We start from the raw sequence: 16,236 nt of genomic DNA on the forward strand, positions 1-16,236 counted from the left end.
CCTTGCCTACCCTGAAGGTAGGTAAGGAGGCCTTCACGGACTTGCCAATCGCCACGTTCGTCTCCTGTGCATCAGCAGTCACAGCGGCTGCGCGTGTGCTCCTTCCCTCGGCTCAGCCGAAGAAACTCGACCTTCACACCTTCACCAGTACATGAAGGCCCCCTTCCTTGCGCCAGGCGCAAGGAAGGGGGCCTTCATGTACTTGAGGCGAAATCAGAGCGGATCAGTGGGCGAGCACGCCGCTGACCTCGTTCGGCGTTCCCGAAATCGTCCCGGTCGCGGTCTTCGTCCCGGTCGCGAGGTCCACGGAGTGGATCTCCTTCTTGCCGGGATCGGTGACGTAGGCGGTTCCGCCCCTGACGAAGATCGCCGGCCGCGGCTGCTGCCACTCGATCGGCTCCTGCCAGGTGCCGAGGACGGCGATCTTTCGCGTCACCGCACCGCTCACCGGGTCGATCACGTGGATCTGCCCGTCGGTGCCCAGCACCAGGGCCTCACCCTGAGGTCCGCGGGCCAGCGACCGGAAGGTGTAGCTCGTCCCGATGTCGACGTGCTTGAGCGTGGCCTTCTCGGTGTCGATCAGGGAGATCCGGGTCGGGCGTTCGAGTTCGGCCGCTTCGTCGACCTTGTAGTCGCCCAGGGTGATCGGTGAGACGTCCGAGCCCGCCTGGTTGCCGATGCGCCCGTAGGGGTCCGGGCTGGTCACCTTGGTGATGACGCCGTTGCGGTAGATCAGCGCACCGGTCTGGCAGCCGACCACGACCGCTTCGCCGCGCGCGGCGGCTTCACCGTGCACGCCGGGGCACTGCTCGTTGCGTGCGATCTCCTTCTTGTCCTTGTCCAGCACCACGATCCCGGACCGCTTGTCCTCGTTGCCGACGGTGGTGAGGAGTTCGCCGTTCGCGAGTTCGACGGCCACGCCGTGATGCGCCTCGGGCGTCTTGTGCTTCGGCGCGGGGATCGCCGCGGTGCCGATCGTCTTCGGGTCGAAGACGGTCACTTCACCGGTCCCGTCGGCGAACAGCACCGTTTTGCCGGCGTGCCGGACGACGTGCCCCGGCTTCGTCGCCTTCACCTCGTTGTCCGTGAGCACGGCACCGACGGCGTCGAGGACCCGGAATCCGGTGGAGGTCGAGACCAGGAGGTGCCGGTCGTTCCCGGCGGGGTTGAGCCGGTTGAAGCCCTCCAGCGGAAGCTTCTTCGCTTCCTTCAAGGTCTTGCCGTCGAGCAGGACGATTCCGCCGTCATAGGTGACGGCCACCGGATCGGCGACGACCGGTGCCGGGGCCGCGTCCTTGCCGGGCTCCGCGGCCGGCTGTTCGGTCCCGCAGGCGGCGAGCGCGAGCGTGCTCGCCGTCGTCGCCATCAGCGCGAGATATCGGGCTTTCCGTGCCATTTTCGTGTGCCTTTCGTCTGTTCCGGTCAGGAACGGGTCAAACCGGTGGTGATCGATTCGGTGTTGGCGCACATCATTTCCAGATAGGTGGCCGCGCCCTGGCCTGGTTCGCTGAGCGATTCCGAGAACAACGGGGCGACCTGGACGTGCAGCCCGGCCTGCTCGGCCAGGACCCGCGCGAGCCGGTCCGGTTGCGAGGAATCGGCGAAGATCACCGGAACTCCGGCCGCGCGAACGGTGTCGGCGAGTGCTTTCAGATCCGAGGAACTGGGTGAGGCGAGCGTGGTCCCGCCGGGGATCACCGCGCCGACGACCTGGAAGCCGAACCGCTGGGCCAGGTAGCCGAAGACGTGGTGATTCGTGACCAGCTTCCGGCGCTCGGGCGGGATCCCGCCGAACTTCTCGGTCATCGTCTTGTCGAGCGCCTCGATCTCCCCGCGATAGCGTTCGGCGTTGGCGCGGATCACCGCTTCGTCGACGCCGTCGACATGGGCGACGACCTCGTCGACGATCGTCTTCACCGCGTCGCGCACCCGCGCCGGATCCGTCCAGAAGTGGGGATCGGGCTTGTTGTCGGCGTAACTGATCGGATTCACCCGCTCCCCGGCGGGCAGCGCCGGTACGCCGCTTTCCTCGGCCGTGCGGACGGTCCGCAGGATCCCCTCTTCGAGCCCGAGTCCGTTGTAGACGATCAGCCCGGCGCGCTCGACCTGAGCCGCCTGCTGCGCGGAGATACCGAAGGAATGCGGGTCGGCGTTGGGTTTCATCAGCACCGTCACCTCGGCCTGATCGCCGACGACGGCGCGGGTGATGTCGCCGAGGATGTTCGTCGTGACGACGACCGACTTGCCACCTCCGCCGGTCCCGGAGCAGCCGGCCGCCGCCAGCAGCGCCACGACGACCAGCGCGAGTACGCGGCGCCTCATCGGCCGGTCTCCACGATGTGCGCCGCCTTGCCGCCGACCTTCAGTGTCCTGGCACGGCGAAGGTTGTCGTTGTAGTCGATTTCGTACACCTCGGCGGAGAGCGGGTTGTTCAGGTAGGCGCGGGTCGAATCGACCTGGATCGACGGGACGCCGGTGGCGGTCGCTTCCGGCGCCAGGAGCGGGATGGCCGTCTGTTCCTTTCCGGCGGCGTCGAAGGAGCGCAGCTTTCCGTCCCGGGTGAGGACCAGCAGCGGGCCACCCTCTCCGACGGCGTTCACCGCGGCGACCGGGCCGGTCTCGACGTGCTGCCAGCTGCGACGGCCGACGTCCAGCGACCACACCGCGGACTCCCCCGCCCGCGCCGCGAGCGTGGAACCGCCGGGCCGGTGGAAGAAGGCGGTGGCGCGTTCCTGCGCGCCGACGTCGCGCGGGTACGGGATCTTGACCCCGGCGAACACACCGTCCTTTTCGGTCACCAGCAGGGCCCCGTCCGCGCAGCCGAAGACGGCTCCGCGCCTGGTCACGGCCTGGCCCTGCAAATCCGGGCACGGCTGGGCTACCTCCGCCACGACCTTGCCCTGACGGTCATGGACGCGCACTCCGCGGGCGAGCGGCTTTCCCGTGTCCGCCACCGAGGCGATGATGTGCTCGCGGTAAGGGATCGCGACCCCCGCGTGCGGCTCGCGCGTGATCTTCCCCAGTTCGGTCACGGTGCCCTTGTCGAGCGCGGCCCGGTCCAGCAACGTCGCCGTACCGTCCGAATAGGACAGTGCGGTGACCGCCGGATCGCTGTAGGCCGCCAAGGGCTGTTTGCCGGGCGCCACGCCGACTTCCTTGACCTTCGCCCGGTAGTAGTGGACGTGGTCACCGTGGTCGACCATCCACGAGCCGCTGTCGATCACCCGGATCGTGCCGTCGCCGGCGGTCAGATAACCGAAGCGGCCGTCACCCGTCACGGCTCGCACGCCATCGACCCGGCCGACCTCGTGCACCTCCTCGGTGATCAGGTCGACGACGCGTACGGCGCCGGTGTCCGTGTCGGCGACGATCAGCCGCGACTGGGCCTCGGCCGCCTCCTCGGCGCCTTCGACGTAGCCGTGCGGGACTTCCGCGGTCACCTCCTTCGGCTGCTCCGAGCCGCACGCCGCCAGGGTCAGCGCCGCGACGACCGCCGTCACTGCTTTCAGTTTCATCGTGAGCTCTCGATCGCCGGTGTCAGGAAACGGAATCGCTGTCGTGCAAAGGACAGGAACGCGGAAAGGAAGAACAGGAGGACCGCGCCGGCGGCGATGGTCGCGCCCGCCGCGGTGCCCCAATGCCACGACACGAGCAGGCCGCCGACCGTGGCGGCGATGCCGAGCAACGCCGCGATGAGCATGATCGTGGTGATCCGCCGCGACCAGAAGAGCGCCGCCGCGGCGGGGGCGATGAGCAGTCCGAACACCAGCAACGTCCCCACGACACGGAACGACGCGACGATCGTCAGCGTGACCAGCCCGAGCAGCACCGCGTTCGCCAGGCGTGGACGAAGCCCCAGTGTGTGCGCTTTGCGGACGTCGAAGGTGAGCGCGGTGAACGAACGATGCCCCGCCAGCGCCACCGCCCCCACGACGAGCAGGGTGATCGCGAGACCCACCAGGTCACCCGATCCGACGGCGAGCACGTCACCGAACAGGAACCCGGTGAGATCGACCGCGAACGACCGCGAGTGGGACACGATGATCACCCCGGTCGCGAGCATGCCGACGAAGAGCAGCCCGATCGTGGTGTCCTCGGACAGCCGCCGCGAACGGCCGAGGGCCGTCACGCCGATCGCCATCACCCCGGCGCTGATAGCCGCGCCGATCAGCAGGTTCACACCGGTCAGCGAGGCGATCGCCACGCCGGGCAACATGCCGTGCGACATCGCGTCGCCGATGAAGGCCATGCCGCGCAACACCACCCAGGTGCCCACGACGGCGCACACCGCCGAGACGAGCACGCCCGCCACGAGCGCACGCTGCACGAACGACACCTCGAAGGGGATCAGCAACCATTCCACGCGTCACACTATAGTGGTAATGATTGTCATTATCTGAAAGAGGTGTGATGACCCCGGACACAGCGGCGCTCACGATCGACCGCGTGCACGCCCACTACGGCTCCCGCGAGGTGCTGCGCGGGATCACCGCCCAGGTACCGTCGGCGCGGCTCACCGCGATCGCCGGCGCGAACGGCGCGGGTAAGTCGTCACTGCTGAACCTCGTCGCGGGCGTGCTCCCGCCGACCACCGGTTCGGTGATCCGGCGGGATCAGGGACGTGTCGCCTACGTGACCCAGCAGAGCGAGGTGTCGCGGTCACTGCCGATCACCGTCCGCGCCACCGTCACGATGGGCCGCTGGGCGCACCGCGGTCACTGGCGCCGACTGTCCAAGATGGACCGGAAGATCGTCGGGGAATGCTTGGAGCTACTGGAGATCACGTCGATCGCCGACCGGTTGATCGGCACGCTGTCCGGCGGGCAACGCCAGCGGGCGCTGGTGGCGCAGGGGTTGGCTCAGCAGGCCGGGCTGCTGCTGCTCGACGAGCCATCGGCCGGGCTCGACCTGCACGCCCGCGGCCTGATCGACGAAGCCTTGCGCACCACGGTCGCCGAAGGCACGACGGTCTTGCGCGTCACGCACGACCTCGAAGTGGCGGGCCGGGCCGATCACTGCCTGCTGCTCCAGGACGGCCAGCTGGTCGGCGAGGGCGCGCCGGTGTCGGTGCTGACCCCGGCGCGCGTGGCGGAGGCCTGGGGCCTGCCGGTGATCGCCTGATCCGGCCGGTTCAGTACCATCCCGGTATGCCATCACCATTCGAGGGGGCAGCCTCATGTCCTCCGCGATAAGCAAGCGCTTAGTCACCCTTGGTGATTCATTCACCGAGGGTGTCGGCGACGAGGACCCGTCGTCGCCCAACGGCGTCCGCGGCTGGGCCGACCGCGTCGCGGGCACCCTCGCGGCCAACCACCAGGACTTCCGCTACGCCAACCTCGCGATCCGCGGCAAGCTCCTCGGACAGGTCCTCGCGGAGCAGCTCGACCCGGCGCTCGCGCTGAAGCCGGACCTCGTGACGCTGTACGCCGGCGGCAACGATCTGATGCGCCCGAAGGTCGATATCGATGCTCTGATCGACGACTACGACGCCGCTGTCGGCAAGGTCGTGGCCACGGGCGCGCGGGTCGTCCTCTTCACCGGTGTCGACGGGGTCGAAGACGCGCTGTTCCGCAGGATCCGGGGCCGCGTGGCGATCTACAACGAGCACGTCCGCGGTATCGCCGCGCGGCATGGGACGCTGCTGGTGGACATGTGGGCGATGCGGCAACTGCGGGACAGGCGGCTGTGGGCGCCGGACCGGCTGCACCTGAACTCGTTGGGACACAACGAGATCGCCATCGCCGTACTCGACGCGCTCGGCGAACCGCACAAGCTGACTCCCGCCGAACTCGGACCGCGACCGCTGCTGAGCCCGCGGGCGCGGCGCACCGAGAACCTCCAGTGGGGCAAGGAGCACGCTGTGCCGTGGATCAAGCGCAGGTTGCGTGGCGAATCGTCGGGCGACGAGCTCGCGCCGAAGCGGCCGACGATGGATCCCTACGCCTGACGCGGCCGAAGCCCGTCGAAGAGGATGCAGATCGTCCGGGCCCGGAACTCGGGTCCGGCATGCTCCGCCGCCTTCGCCGTTCCGATGATCACCGGGATCAGTTCGTCGACGCCGAGATCCTTGCGGACGTCGCCGGTGTCCTGCGCGCGGCTGAGCAGAACGCCGAGCGCGTCCTTCAGGCGGACACCGATGACCGAACCGGCCGAGGGAACGCTGACGCCGGCCGCCGACAGGGCTTCGAAGTAGGCGTTCTTGGCACCCGACATCTCGATCCAGCCGGTCAGGAACCCGAAGAACGCGGCGCCCGGGTCGGGTGAGTCGGCGGCCACCGTGGCCTCCGCTTCGTCGACGAAGCGGTGAAGGCGCGCGAAGAGCACCGCCTCCAGAAGCGCCTCTTTCGTGGGAAAGTGCCGGAACACGGTGCCGACTCCGACGCCTGCTTCACGGGCGACTTCTTCGGTCGGCGCGCTGGTGCCTTTGGCCGTGAAGACGCGCTCCGCGGCCTCCAACACCCGTGTGCGGTTACGGCGGGCATCGGCTCGGAGCGGTTTCTCGTCCGTCACAGCGGGGATCCTAGACCCGCTGTCGAGGGCTTGTCCCGCGGCTCACCTACGTCCTCTGGTCCGGCATCTCGTCCAGCACGCGCGCCAGCGCCTTCGGGACCGCGGTGCGCCAGCCGCCGCCCATGATCCGGCGCGACATCCGCTGGAATTCGTCGTCGGGATCGAAGCCCTCGTGGCTGAGGAACAGCCTGGTCCCCCGGCCCTCCGGCACGAGCCGCCAGGTGACCGTCCACTCTGGACCCCAGCTGATGCTCAGCAATCGTTCCGGCTCGACGGCCAGCACCTCGCAGGCGACCGGCCCGCCCTCGAATCCGGCGGCGGGAACAGGGTCCGCGAGCAGCTCGAACCGGTGCCCCACAACGGGTTTGATATCGTTCGGCATCCGGAGCCAGCGTTCCAGCAGCTGCGGTTCGGTCAGCGCGCGCCACACCTTGCGCGGCGGATGCGCCAGGAACTGATCGACGTGAACGGCCGTCGGATCCTCGTCGTTCAGAACTCCTCCTCGTCCAGCAGGTCGCGCAGGTTGCCCAGCTTCCCGCGCCAGTAGCGCTCGTAGGGCGAAAGCCAGTCGGAGACCTCCTGCAGCGGCGCGGCCTCGAGGAAGTAGACGCGATTGCGGCCCTGCCGCTCTTCCCGGACGAGTCCGGCCTCACGCAGCACCCGAAGGTGTTCCGACAGGCTGGGCCGCCGCATGTCGAAGCGTTCGGCGATCTCCCCCGCTGCCCGCGGGCCGTCGAGAAGGATGCCCAGCACCTCGCGGCGGGCCGGGTTGGCGAGCGCGGCGAAGACGTCGTCGTTGACCGGCACTAGCGCGGCCAGTTGCCGTAGCCGGACGGTTCGAGCAACCCCATCGCGTTGCCGTCGGGATCCTGCACCGAGGTCACACGACCCCACGGCATCTCCTCCGCATCGTCGACCTCGATGCCCTGGGCACGAAGCTCCGCGATGTCGGCATCGACGTCGGCGGTGCTCAGCTGGAAATGCACACGCGTCTGGTGGTCGAGCCCGCCGACGGCGCGGTCGACCAGGACGATGCCGGTCTCCGCCCCCTTGGGGCCGACCATGACGAACGGGCCGTGCGGGCCACTGACGTCGACGAGCAGGTCGAAACCGAGCTTGCCGACGTAGAAGTCCCGCGCCTTGGCCTGATCGGCAACCGGCACGGTGAGGAACTGGATGCGGTCGATGTTCATACCGACACCATACGTAGGATTTTTCCTACATGTCAATCGTCGACGGAAAGGAACATTTGCACCCCCAGAGCGTCGGAGGTTGCGTTCGGGTCGTCCAACACCTCTGGCCGCCGAATGAAGCCGGCTGTCTCCAGGGCGCCCATGAGGTCCCAGATCAACTCGTGGGTCGCCAGGACCACGCCATCGTCACGAAGGTCCTTCGGCAGCGCGGAAACGATCTTCGCTGCGATCCGGAGGCCGATCTCGTGAAGGGGATCCGCGGCCGTCCGCCTGATGATCGGAATCGCCGGCTTCCCGCTCTCGCCGATGAGCGTCCACACATGCCCGTCCTTCGTCACGAGGGGTTCGCGCGGGGCACCGCCCCGAGAAACCGCGCGCAGCGACGGCCGCAGAGCGTCCGACTCGGCCAGCCGATTCAAGGCCCGCACCGTCGGCTCAGTCCAGACCATCGTCAACCTGACTCCGGATTCCTCCACTTCGTTGGTACCCATCGCACTCGCACGTGGTGGATGAACCGCCCAGAAGGCACCATTCCAGTAGGGACGCTCGATACTCAGCTCCGTGGAAGGAAGCAAGCCGTCCGCCCGGAGACGATCCCAGACGAGCCCATCGATCACGTGGCCGAAGAGCACCCCGTAGCCGCACTGTGCCAGCCCCCGGCCTGCCAGGACGTCGGTGAGCGCGGAGACATCGCCCGCGATTCCCGGCACGATCGCGTCGGCGAGCTCTGCCGTTCGGGCGCGCAATCCGGCCGTCTCCTCGGAGCCGAGTACCGGAAACGTGGTCACCAGGCGGTCGCCCTCGACGGAAATGAGGCGGTACGCCTGCAATAGCGCAAGCTGACTGTCCAGCGGATCGATGCCCTCTGTTCGCAGTTCCGCACGACTGACGCCCAGGCGTGCGCGAAAAAGCAGACGGCCGTTGTCGTCCATCCTCACAACGTGATGCGGAGTGCTTCGCGCGCCGAGGCAGAAGCAGTGCAGTCCCCATTCGGCCAGGTCATCCGGGTCATCGCCGAAGTCGTCCATGTCTGAAGGCTTACCACAAAACCCACCCCTACAACCTCTACTTAAATAGAGGTCTAGGGTTCGTGACCAGGGCCGCAAGAGCTTGAGTTCACCTATGGACGAGCTTTTAGCGTCTTCGGCATGACCTCAGAAAACACCACCCGGCCCCTTCGCCTCGCCGTGATCATCGGCAGTGTCCGGCACGAACGCTTCGCCGACGCCATCACGGGCTGGCTGCTGACCGAACTCGCCACGATCGACGGGCTGGAGGTCGATCCCATCGACCTCGCCGACATCGATCTGCCCTTGCAGGGAACGCAGCCCGGCGGCACCGAGACGGTGATCAGCGACAGGCTGCGCGCGGCCGACGCCTACCTCGTCGTCACCCCGGAGTACAACCACAGTTTCCCGGCGGCACTGAAGAACGCGATCGACTGGCACTTCACCGAGTGGGCGTACAAGCCTGTCGCGTTCGTCGGCTACGGCGCCGGTTCGGGCGGTATCCGCGCGATCGAGCAGCTGCGGCTGATCTTCCCCGAACTGCGGGCCACCACGATCCGGGACGCGGTGCTGCTGAACGCTCCGTGGACCCGCCTGGGCCCGAACGGGTACGAAGGCACCGAGGGCGAGCGCGGCGCGCTGGCCGCGACGATGACCGAACTGGGCTGGTGGGCCCGCACCCTGCGCGCCGGACGCGTCGCGACTCAGGCGAGTGCGGCATGAACCGCCTGACCGGACAAGAACTGCGCATCGCCTCGGTGATCGCGCTCGGCGGGTTGATGGCCGTTCTCGACACCACGATCGTCGCCGTCGCGCTGCCGCGGTTCATGACGACGTTCTCCGCGTCGCTCACCACGATCCAGTGGATCGCGACCGCTTACGCGCTCGGCATGGTCGCGGCGATGCCGCTGGCGGCGACCTTCGCGCAACGCTGGGGAGCGCGCCGGGTGTACCTGGCCGCGCTGCTCGTGTTCGCGGTGGCGTCCGCGGCCGCCGGCGCCGCCGGTGATCTGGGCTGGCTGATCGCCGCACGGGCGGTGCAGGGCCTCGCCGGCGGGCTCATCAATCCGCTGGGGATGACCATCGGTTTCGGCTCGGTGGCCCCGGAACGCCGGAGCCGGATGACCACGATCACCGGTCTGCCCTTGCTGATCGGGCCGATCCTCGGCCCGATGCTCGGCGGGCTCCTGCTGGACAGCCTGTCGTGGCGGGCGCTGTTCTTCATCACCGTTCCGCCCGCCCTGCTCGGCGTCATCGGAGTGCTGCGCTGGGTGCCCGCCGACGTCCCGTCGGCCGAACGCGCTCCGATCGATTTCGCCGGTGGACTGCTGCTCGTCCCCGGTGTGGTCGCGGTGGCGTACGGATTCAGCGAAGAGACGCTCGGCATGGACGTCCGGGCGATCATCGTCGCCGCCGGACTGGCGCTCATGGCCGTGTTCATCCGAAGGTCGTGGCATCATCACGCGCCGCTGCTGAACGTCCGGCTTCTGCGCGACCGCACGTTCGGGCGTAACGCCGCGATCCTCGTCCTGTACGCCGGGCCGTACTTCGGCTCGATGCTGCTGATGCCCGCCTACATTCAGGTGATGCGCGGCGATTCGGCCATGGTCAGCGCGCTGATGATGGTGCCGAGCACGATCGGGATGGGCCTCACCATCCAATTCGCAGCCCGCGTACTGGAACGCTTCGGCCCAAGGATCGTCGTCGGGACCGGGCTGAGCCTGGCGATCATCTCGACCGCTCTGACCGTCCTCGTCCTCACGCCGGACACGCCCTACACGGTGCTGGCGCTCTTGGGAGTGCTCCAAGGTGCGGGCACGGGAGCGATCATGCTGCCCACCATCGTGAGCGCGGGCCGGCACCTGAACGGCCCGGACCTCGCGTCCGGTTCCGCGATCCTTCCCTTGTCCAGCACCATCGCGAGCGCGGTCGGCACGGCGGTGGTGAGCGGGGTGTTCACCGGCCTGATCGCGGCCGCCACCGCGGGGCAGGGACTCGCCGCGCTGAGCGATCCGGCGGCGGGCTCGGGGCTCACCGGGGAGATCGTCGACGCGTATCGCCTGACTCTCGTCGGAGTCCTCGCGGTCATGGTGCTCGCCCTGGTGGTCAGGCTCAGGACGAAACCCGCCCCGGCAGCGGAACCCATCACGGTAGGGAGCTCGGCATGACGACGTCGACACGATCCCAGCTGACCGTCAGCGAGGTCGCGAACAGGGCCGGGGTCTCGGCGAACGCCGTCCGATACTACGAGCGCTACCGCATCATCACCGCCGAACGCACCGCCGGCAACGCGCGCCGGTTCACCATCGACGCCATCTGCCGGATCCGGCTCGCGGTCGCCGCCCAGCGGGTCGGGCTCAGCCTCGCCGAAAGCGCGGAGATCCTGGCCGAGATCCCGCCGATGTCCGCCGATCTCGAAAAGTGGACCCGCGCGGGACAACGGCTGATCGACGCCGGGCAGGCCCGGATCGCCAAGCTCACCTCGGTGGTCGACGAATACCGGACGCTCGCGTTCATCAGGGGCTGAACGGCCCGTCCGCCGCGTTCGACCAGCGGAACACGGGACGGTTCTCGAGACCGGGGTAGGCCACGGCCATACCCCGGTCAGGGGACATCGACCACATCCGCGCGTCAGGCGACGCGGCGTGCTCCGCCCATTCCGCCGACCAGGCGGGGATGTAGCGCTCGTAGATGCGGCGGATGCGGGACACATCCTTGACTTCCAGTCTCGCCGGGCCGGTCATCCGGACCTGACGGACGTCGTCGGGCGGATCGAAGGTCGCGACCATGACCGCGACCTCGCGATTGCCGCGGGCCGCGGCCAAGAACGGCGACGGCCGTCCGTCGGACACCGGGGTGTGGAACCACAACCGGCTCTCCTCGGCCACGAACCACATCATCGCCAAGGCCGGATTCCCGCGGCCGGTGGTGGTGGCGACGCTGGCCGCCAGGCGCGGTTCGTCGAGAAAATCCTGTATCGCGAAACCGGATGAGTCCATGACGTCACCCTGCACTCTCGACCGCGATCGAGGTCCAGCGAACAAAGAGGGCCGCCCCGAACGGGACGGCCCTCTCTCGCTTCTCCGGTCAGCGCTGCGGCGGCGGACCACCCTGCGGACCACCGAACGGCCCCTGCTGCGGGAACGGGCCACTGCCCGGCCCCTGCGACGGCGGCCCCTGGTACGGGCCACCCTGCGGACCGGCGGGCGGCTGCGCCTGCGGCAACCGCGAGGCCGGCGGCGGCTCCGGGGCGGCCTCCGGCTCGGCCTTGGGGACCTGGCGCGGAGCGGGCGGCTCCTGTCGCGGCGTCGCGACACCCAGCGCCGGGACCTCCTTGCGCGCCACGGCTTCCGCGGCCGCGACGGCCTCGGCGACCTTCGGGTCGCTGGAGGTGTCGAACCAGCCCTGGACCTCTTCGTCCTCCAGGTCCGGCTTCTCGACCGGGTCTTCCTTCGGCGGCTCGTAGCGGAACACGCCGTCGTCGCCGGGTGCGCCGAGCGCACGTGCGAAGCCCTCCAGGGCCTTGCCGTAGTCGCTCGGGATCATCCAGACCTTGTTCGCGTCGCCCTGCGCCAGCTGCGGCAGGGTCTGCAGGTACTGGTATGCCAGGACCTCGGGCGTGGGACGCCCGGCCTTGATCGCCGCGAAGACCTTCTCGATGGCCTTCGCCTGCCCCTGCGCCTGCAGGTACCGGGCGGCACGTTCACCCTGCGCCCGCAGGATCCGCGACTGCCGCTCGGCCTCCGCGCCCAGGATCGCGGCCTGCTTGGCGCCTTCGGCCGCGAGGATCTGGCTCTGCTTCTGACCTTCCGCGGTCTTGATCGCCGATTCACGCTGACCTTCGGCGGTCAGGATCATCGCGCGCTTCTCACGGTCGGCGCGCATCTGCTTCTCCATCGAGTCCTGGATGGAGGGCGGCGGGTCGATCGCCTTCAGCTCGACACGCGCGACGCGGATACCCCAGCGGCCGGTGGCCTCGTCGAGCACGCCACGCAGCTGGCTGTTGATCGAGTCACGCGAGGTCAGCGTCTGTTCGAGGCTCATGCCACCGACGACGTTACGCAGGGTCGTGGTGGTCAGCTGCTCGACACCGACGATGTAGTTCGAGATCTCGTAGACCGCGGCCCGCGAGTCGGTGACCTGGAAGTACACGACCGTGTCGATGGACACCGTCAGGTTGTCCTCGGTGATCACGGGTTGGGGCGGGAACGACACGACCTGCTCGCGGAGGTCGATCCGCGCCCGGACCTTGTCCAGGAAGGGCACCAGAAACGTCAGGCCGGGAGAAGCCACCGTCCGGAACCGGCCCAGCCGTTCGATCACAGCGGACTGCGCCTGCGGCACCACCATGATCGCCTTGACCACGACGACGACCACGAACAACGCGAGCAGTCCGACGACGATGAACACCACTGTCTCTGACAACTACCTTCCCCTTACGTAGAAACCCTGTTGCGGTGCGGCCGTCCGGCTCACAGCTCGGCCGAGACGACCGCCGTGGCGCCCGAGATCTCGACGACCGTCACCGATGTCCCCGGGGCGATCGATTCCCCGTCGGTCATGCACCGTGCCGACCAGACGTCACCGGCCAGCTTCACCTGGCCCGCATCGCCGTCCACTGTGGACAGTACTACCGCCCGCGCGCCGATCAGCGCGTCGGTGTTGGTCTTGATGTCCGGCCCCGCGAGGAACCGGCGTTTGAGGGTCGGCCGGACGAGGACGAGCATCCCGACCGAGGCGACGGCGAACACCGCGACGTCGATGAACGGGTTCCCGGTCAAGGCGGCCGAGCCCGCCCCGAACAGGGCTCCGACCCCGACCATGAGCAGGAACAGATCACCCGAGAGGAGCTCGGCGATGATCAAGAGGATGCCGGCGATCAGCCAGATGAGAGCGCCTGTCATGCGTTCATGCTCCCAGATCGCGCCGATTCATACCGAAGAAGCGAAACCGACGTGACCGACGCGTGACCTTGAGTGACCTCTCGCAAACCGGGCATTCAGGACTCTTCGCCCGGGTCCGAGACGAAGTCGATGAGCCGCTCCACCGCTCCGATCAGCGGCGTTTCCAGATCCCGGTAGCTGCCGACCGCCGCCAGGATCCGCTGCCAGCCCTCCCACGGCTCGCCCCAGCCGAGCGCGTCGCAGACGCCCTGTTTCCACTCCGTGCCACGCGGGATCTTCGGCCAGGCGCGAATACCGACGACCGACGGCTTCACGGCTTCCCAGATGTCGATGTACGGATGCCCGGTGATCAGCACGTTCTCGTCGCGGATCGCGTCGACGATCCGCGACTCCTTGCTGCCCGCGACCAGGTGGTCGACCAGCACCCCGAGGCGGCGGCCGGGCCCGGTGCCGAACTCGTCGATGCGGTCGGACAGAACGTCCACCCCATCGAGTGGTTCGACCACCACGCCTTCGACCCGCAGGTCGTGACCCCAGACCCGTTCGACGAGTTCGGCGTCGTGCTTGCCCTCCACCCAAATGCGCGAATCGCGGGCGACCCGCGCCTTGAGCCCCTGGACCTGGACCGACCCGGACGCGGAGATCCGCCGTGCCGGGGCTTTCGGGGCGACCTTCGACGGCACCAGCGTGACCGGTTTGCCCTCGAGCAGGAAACCCGCGGGATTCAGCGGGAAGACACGGTGCTTGCCGTGCCGGTCTTCGAGGACGACGTTGCCGTACTCGATCTTCACCACGGCACCGCAGTAGCCGCTGGCCGGGTCTTCGACCACGAGCCCCGGCTCCGCGGGCACCTCGGGGATCTTCCGCTTGCGCGGGCCGGACAGCACGTCGTCGTACGAATGGGAGCGCACGGCCGACGACGCTATCGGTGCCCGGGGCCGTCGTCTCTCCGCCACGCCGGTCAGGCGGCCATGAGCAGCATCGCCTCGACGAACGGAGTCCGCTCGCCCCGCTCCAGCGGGCGCATCACGAACAGCGGCGCGAGCGCGACACACCACGCGCGCACCCGTCCGGCGTCGAAACCCGGCAGATGCGGCGCGATCGCGTCGAAGCCGTCTTCGAGCGTTCCGCCGTCGCGCATCGGCAACGTGACCCAGTCGGCCAGATCGAAGGACGGATCGCCGACACTCGGCCGCGGGTCGATCGCGACCGCTCCCCGCCCGGGACCGCCGTCGAGGACATTGCCCGGATGCAGGTCCCCGTGCACGATCGCGTGCCCTCCCCCGCCGGTCGCGAGTTCGAGTGCCCGCAGCCGCGCGCGATCGAGGGTCTCCAGCGACAGCGTGGCCTCGGCCACCGAGCCGCGCAGCCCGCGCTCGGCGAGCCGGTACATGAAGACGACTCGGTCTTCCAGCGGCGGGAAATCCGGAGGCGGGTTCACCGAGTGGATCTGGTCCAGCAGATCGCCGACCTCTGCCCACGGGACGTTCGCCCCCGCCTCCAGCAGCTGCGTGCCCGGCTCGATGCCCTCCAGCAGAATCGCCCCGGCGGCGAGTTCCGTGTCGAGCACCTGCACGACCCGCGAACAGCCGTCCCACGCCCGCAATGCCGCGGCTTCCGATGCGGCGATCGTGTGATCCGGGGTCAGCTTGAGGACCTTCGTCAGGCCGTCGTCCCCCTCGCAGATCAGGGTCCGGCCGGTGTTGCCCGGTTTCGCGTCGACGACGGTGAGACCCCACCGAGCGGCCAGCCGCTCCACCAGAGCGGGCAGCTCGTCACACCACGTCGCGACGTCCTCGCCGAATCGCGCGATCAGGCGCGCACGCGCCTCGTCGTCGATCAGAACAGCGGCCACGGGATGGCGCGCCAGTCGTCGCCAGGCTCCGGAAAGACACCTTCGGCCAGAAGCAGTTCAGTACGCTCGGCCAGCGCGCGGATCTCGAAGCCGGTGAGGTGCTCTCCGAGCGCGTCCCCGAGTTCCCCGTCCAGCCGCTCGCGAAGACCGCGCAGCTTGCCGACCTCGGCATCGGTCAGCCGCTCGCCGATCCAGCCCCAGAGCACCGTCCGCAACTTCGGATCGGTGTGCAGGCAGATCCCGTGATCCACCCCGTAGACCCGGCCGTCCGCACCGGCGAGCACATGGCCGCCCTTACGGTCGGTGTTGTTGACCACGATGTCGAGCACGGCCAGCTCCCGCATGCCCTGCCGGTCCGCGTGCGCGAGCACCGCGGGTTCGCCGTCGCGATCGTGCGCGTGCAGCACCACACGCCAGTCCTCCGGCAGGCTCTCCGGTGACCGGACGTCGACGAGTTCCTCTTCGGTGGTCTCGATCCACAGCTGCACCATGCCGGGCCCGAACGGCCCGTCGCGCAGCACCGTGGGCGGGATCGCGCCCAGCCCCGACGCATCGGCGACCATGGCCGTCGCGACCTCGCGGCCCGCTAGCGTCCCGTCCGGGAAGTCCCACAGCGGCCGCTCACCGGAAACCGGCTTGTACACGACGTTCCCGGTGACGCCGTCGAGCTCGATCGTGCAGAAGAGCGTGACGTTGGAGGCGTCGACGAGCCTGCCTTCGACGTCGATCTTGCCGCGCGTCACCAGCTCCCGCGAAGACTCCTCCAC

General features: G+C 68.8%; 20 protein-coding genes. 5 read left to right on the plus strand and 15 right to left on the minus strand.

All coding sequences use genetic code 11. The features are described from left to right. Nucleotides 1–223: 223 nt before the first annotated feature. From aztD to aztB, 4 genes are read right to left on the minus strand one after another with little or no spacing between them, the layout of a single operon-like run. The gene (aztD, locus tag DMH01_RS17435; protein ID WP_125677993.1) at nucleotides 224–1,396 is read right to left on the minus strand and encodes a zinc metallochaperone AztD; all 1,173 of its coding nucleotides are present in this window, start codon (nucleotides 1,394–1,396) and stop codon (nucleotides 224–226) included. Nucleotides 1,397–1,422: 26 nt separating this feature from the next. Further along, nucleotides 1,423–2,322 (minus strand): zinc ABC transporter substrate-binding protein AztC, encoded by a 900-nt coding sequence (gene aztC, locus DMH01_RS17440; RefSeq protein ID WP_125677995.1) that lies wholly within the window; start codon nucleotides 2,320–2,322, stop codon nucleotides 1,423–1,425. Beyond that, nucleotides 2,319–3,515, minus strand: coding sequence for a hypothetical protein (locus tag DMH01_RS17445; RefSeq protein ID WP_125677997.1), 1,197 nt, complete (start codon nucleotides 3,513–3,515; stop codon nucleotides 2,319–2,321). The genes aztC and DMH01_RS17445 overlap by 4 nt, the downstream gene beginning before the upstream one ends. Further along, complete coding sequence (aztB, locus tag DMH01_RS17450) at nucleotides 3,512–4,363, minus strand: zinc ABC transporter permease AztB (RefSeq protein WP_125677999.1); 852 nt, start codon at nucleotides 4,361–4,363, stop codon at nucleotides 3,512–3,514. Before aztB ends, DMH01_RS17445 begins: the two co-directional genes overlap by 4 nt. A gap of 47 nt (nucleotides 4,364–4,410) precedes the next feature. On the opposite strand from aztB, the gene aztA reads away from it, so the two are divergent. Both aztA and DMH01_RS17460 read left to right on the plus strand, forming a co-directional pair. After that, on the plus strand, nucleotides 4,411–5,121 hold the full coding sequence (gene aztA / locus DMH01_RS17455) for a zinc ABC transporter ATP-binding protein AztA (RefSeq protein ID WP_125678001.1): 711 nt from the start codon (nucleotides 4,411–4,413) through the stop codon (nucleotides 5,119–5,121). A gap of 55 nt (nucleotides 5,122–5,176) precedes the next feature. Continuing rightward, nucleotides 5,177–5,947, plus strand: a complete 771-nt coding sequence (locus tag DMH01_RS17460) for an SGNH/GDSL hydrolase family protein (RefSeq protein ID WP_125678002.1) — start codon at nucleotides 5,177–5,179, stop codon at nucleotides 5,945–5,947. Here DMH01_RS17460 and DMH01_RS17465 read toward each other — a convergent pair. Genes DMH01_RS17465 through DMH01_RS17485 form a run of 5 tightly spaced genes read right to left on the minus strand, consistent with a single transcriptional unit; the run spans nucleotide 5,938 to nucleotide 8,731 of the window. Then, a complete protein-coding gene (locus DMH01_RS17465; RefSeq protein ID WP_125678004.1) occupies nucleotides 5,938–6,510 on the minus strand; it encodes a TetR/AcrR family transcriptional regulator in 573 nt (190 codons plus the stop codon). The two genes, DMH01_RS17460 and DMH01_RS17465, sit on opposite strands and share 10 nt — an antisense overlap. Before the next feature lie 46 nt (nucleotides 6,511–6,556). Then, entirely contained in the window at nucleotides 6,557–7,078 is a 522-nt protein-coding gene (locus DMH01_RS17470; protein ID WP_370323472.1) for an SRPBCC domain-containing protein, read from the minus strand. Continuing rightward, complete coding sequence (locus tag DMH01_RS17475) at nucleotides 7,000–7,317, minus strand: metalloregulator ArsR/SmtB family transcription factor (RefSeq protein WP_125678008.1); 318 nt, start codon at nucleotides 7,315–7,317, stop codon at nucleotides 7,000–7,002. Before DMH01_RS17475 ends, DMH01_RS17470 begins: the two co-directional genes overlap by 79 nt. Continuing rightward, nucleotides 7,317–7,703: a VOC family protein gene (locus DMH01_RS17480; protein WP_125678010.1), complete on the minus strand. Its 387-nt coding sequence runs from the start codon at nucleotides 7,701–7,703 to the stop codon at nucleotides 7,317–7,319. The genes DMH01_RS17475 and DMH01_RS17480 overlap by 1 nt, the downstream gene beginning before the upstream one ends. A 32-nt stretch (nucleotides 7,704–7,735) precedes the next feature. Further along, nucleotides 7,736–8,731 carry a hypothetical protein gene (locus tag DMH01_RS17485; protein WP_125678012.1) on the minus strand — a complete coding sequence of 332 codons (996 nt, stop codon included), beginning with the start codon at nucleotides 8,729–8,731 and terminating at the stop codon, nucleotides 7,736–7,738. Nucleotides 8,732–8,851: 120 nt separating this feature from the next. On the opposite strand from DMH01_RS17485, the gene DMH01_RS17490 reads away from it, so the two are divergent. Genes DMH01_RS17490 through DMH01_RS17500 form a run of 3 tightly spaced genes read left to right on the plus strand, consistent with a single transcriptional unit; the run spans nucleotide 8,852 to nucleotide 11,237 of the window. After that, entirely contained in the window at nucleotides 8,852–9,433 is a 582-nt protein-coding gene (locus DMH01_RS17490) for an NADPH-dependent FMN reductase (RefSeq protein ID WP_125678014.1), read from the plus strand. Beyond that, the gene (locus DMH01_RS17495) at nucleotides 9,430–10,878 is read left to right on the plus strand and encodes a DHA2 family efflux MFS transporter permease subunit (RefSeq protein ID WP_125678016.1); all 1,449 of its coding nucleotides are present in this window, start codon (nucleotides 9,430–9,432) and stop codon (nucleotides 10,876–10,878) included. Before DMH01_RS17490 ends, DMH01_RS17495 begins: the two co-directional genes overlap by 4 nt. Beyond that, entirely contained in the window at nucleotides 10,875–11,237 is a 363-nt protein-coding gene (locus tag DMH01_RS17500) for a MerR family transcriptional regulator (protein WP_125678018.1), read from the plus strand. Before DMH01_RS17495 ends, DMH01_RS17500 begins: the two co-directional genes overlap by 4 nt. On the opposite strand, the gene DMH01_RS17505 is transcribed toward DMH01_RS17500, so the two are convergent. From DMH01_RS17505 to DMH01_RS17530, 6 genes are all read right to left on the minus strand, one after another. Further along, nucleotides 11,227–11,709, minus strand: coding sequence for a pyridoxamine 5'-phosphate oxidase family protein (locus DMH01_RS17505; RefSeq protein WP_125678020.1), 483 nt, complete (start codon nucleotides 11,707–11,709; stop codon nucleotides 11,227–11,229). The genes DMH01_RS17500 and DMH01_RS17505 overlap by 11 nt on opposite strands. Before the next feature lie 88 nt (nucleotides 11,710–11,797). After that, nucleotides 11,798–13,123, minus strand: coding sequence for an SPFH domain-containing protein (locus DMH01_RS17510; RefSeq protein WP_199745558.1), 1,326 nt, complete (start codon nucleotides 13,121–13,123; stop codon nucleotides 11,798–11,800). A gap of 59 nt (nucleotides 13,124–13,182) precedes the next feature. Beyond that, nucleotides 13,183–13,614 carry an NfeD family protein gene (locus DMH01_RS17515; RefSeq protein WP_125678024.1) on the minus strand — a complete coding sequence of 144 codons (432 nt, stop codon included), beginning with the start codon at nucleotides 13,612–13,614 and terminating at the stop codon, nucleotides 13,183–13,185. 95 nt (nucleotides 13,615–13,709) lie between these two features. After that, on the minus strand, nucleotides 13,710–14,525 hold the full coding sequence (locus DMH01_RS17520) for a DUF3097 domain-containing protein (RefSeq protein ID WP_125678026.1): 816 nt from the start codon (nucleotides 14,523–14,525) through the stop codon (nucleotides 13,710–13,712). Nucleotides 14,526–14,575: 50 nt separating this feature from the next. Beyond that, nucleotides 14,576–15,469 carry an aminoglycoside phosphotransferase family protein gene (locus DMH01_RS17525; protein ID WP_125678028.1) on the minus strand — a complete coding sequence of 298 codons (894 nt, stop codon included), beginning with the start codon at nucleotides 15,467–15,469 and terminating at the stop codon, nucleotides 14,576–14,578. Continuing rightward, nucleotides 15,454–16,236, minus strand: a complete 783-nt coding sequence (locus DMH01_RS17530; protein WP_125678030.1) for an SCO1664 family protein — start codon at nucleotides 16,234–16,236, stop codon at nucleotides 15,454–15,456. Before DMH01_RS17530 ends, DMH01_RS17525 begins: the two co-directional genes overlap by 16 nt.

The sequence above is a fragment of the Amycolatopsis sp. WAC 04182 genome, assembly GCF_003947465.1.
Lineage (GTDB): Bacteria > Actinomycetota > Actinomycetes > Mycobacteriales > Pseudonocardiaceae > Amycolatopsis.

Excerpts from the sequence above, each read along its gene's own strand:
- aztD (WP_125677993.1), bottom strand. The coding sequence starts at position 1,396 with ATGGCACGGAAAGCCCGATATCTCGCGCTGATGGCGACGACGGCGAGC.
- aztC (WP_125677995.1), bottom strand. The coding sequence starts at position 2,322 with ATGAGGCGCCGCGTACTCGCGCTGGTCGTCGTGGCGCTGCTGGCGGCG.
- DMH01_RS17445 (WP_125677997.1), bottom strand. The coding sequence starts at position 3,515 with ATGAAACTGAAAGCAGTGACGGCGGTCGTCGCGGCGCTGACCCTGGCG.
- aztA (WP_125678001.1), top strand. The coding sequence starts at position 4,411 with ATGACCCCGGACACAGCGGCGCTCACGATCGACCGCGTGCACGCCCAC.
- DMH01_RS17460 (WP_125678002.1), top strand. The coding sequence starts at position 5,177 with ATGTCCTCCGCGATAAGCAAGCGCTTAGTCACCCTTGGTGATTCATTC.
- DMH01_RS17480 (WP_125678010.1), bottom strand. The coding sequence starts at position 7,703 with ATGAACATCGACCGCATCCAGTTCCTCACCGTGCCGGTTGCCGATCAG.
- DMH01_RS17485 (WP_125678012.1), bottom strand. The coding sequence starts at position 8,731 with ATGGACGACTTCGGCGATGACCCGGATGACCTGGCCGAATGGGGACTG.
- DMH01_RS17490 (WP_125678014.1), top strand. The coding sequence starts at position 8,852 with ATGACCTCAGAAAACACCACCCGGCCCCTTCGCCTCGCCGTGATCATC.
- DMH01_RS17495 (WP_125678016.1), top strand. The coding sequence starts at position 9,430 with ATGAACCGCCTGACCGGACAAGAACTGCGCATCGCCTCGGTGATCGCG.
- DMH01_RS17500 (WP_125678018.1), top strand. The coding sequence starts at position 10,875 with ATGACGACGTCGACACGATCCCAGCTGACCGTCAGCGAGGTCGCGAAC.
- DMH01_RS17505 (WP_125678020.1), bottom strand. The coding sequence starts at position 11,709 with ATGGACTCATCCGGTTTCGCGATACAGGATTTTCTCGACGAACCGCGC.
- DMH01_RS17515 (WP_125678024.1), bottom strand. The coding sequence starts at position 13,614 with ATGACAGGCGCTCTCATCTGGCTGATCGCCGGCATCCTCTTGATCATC.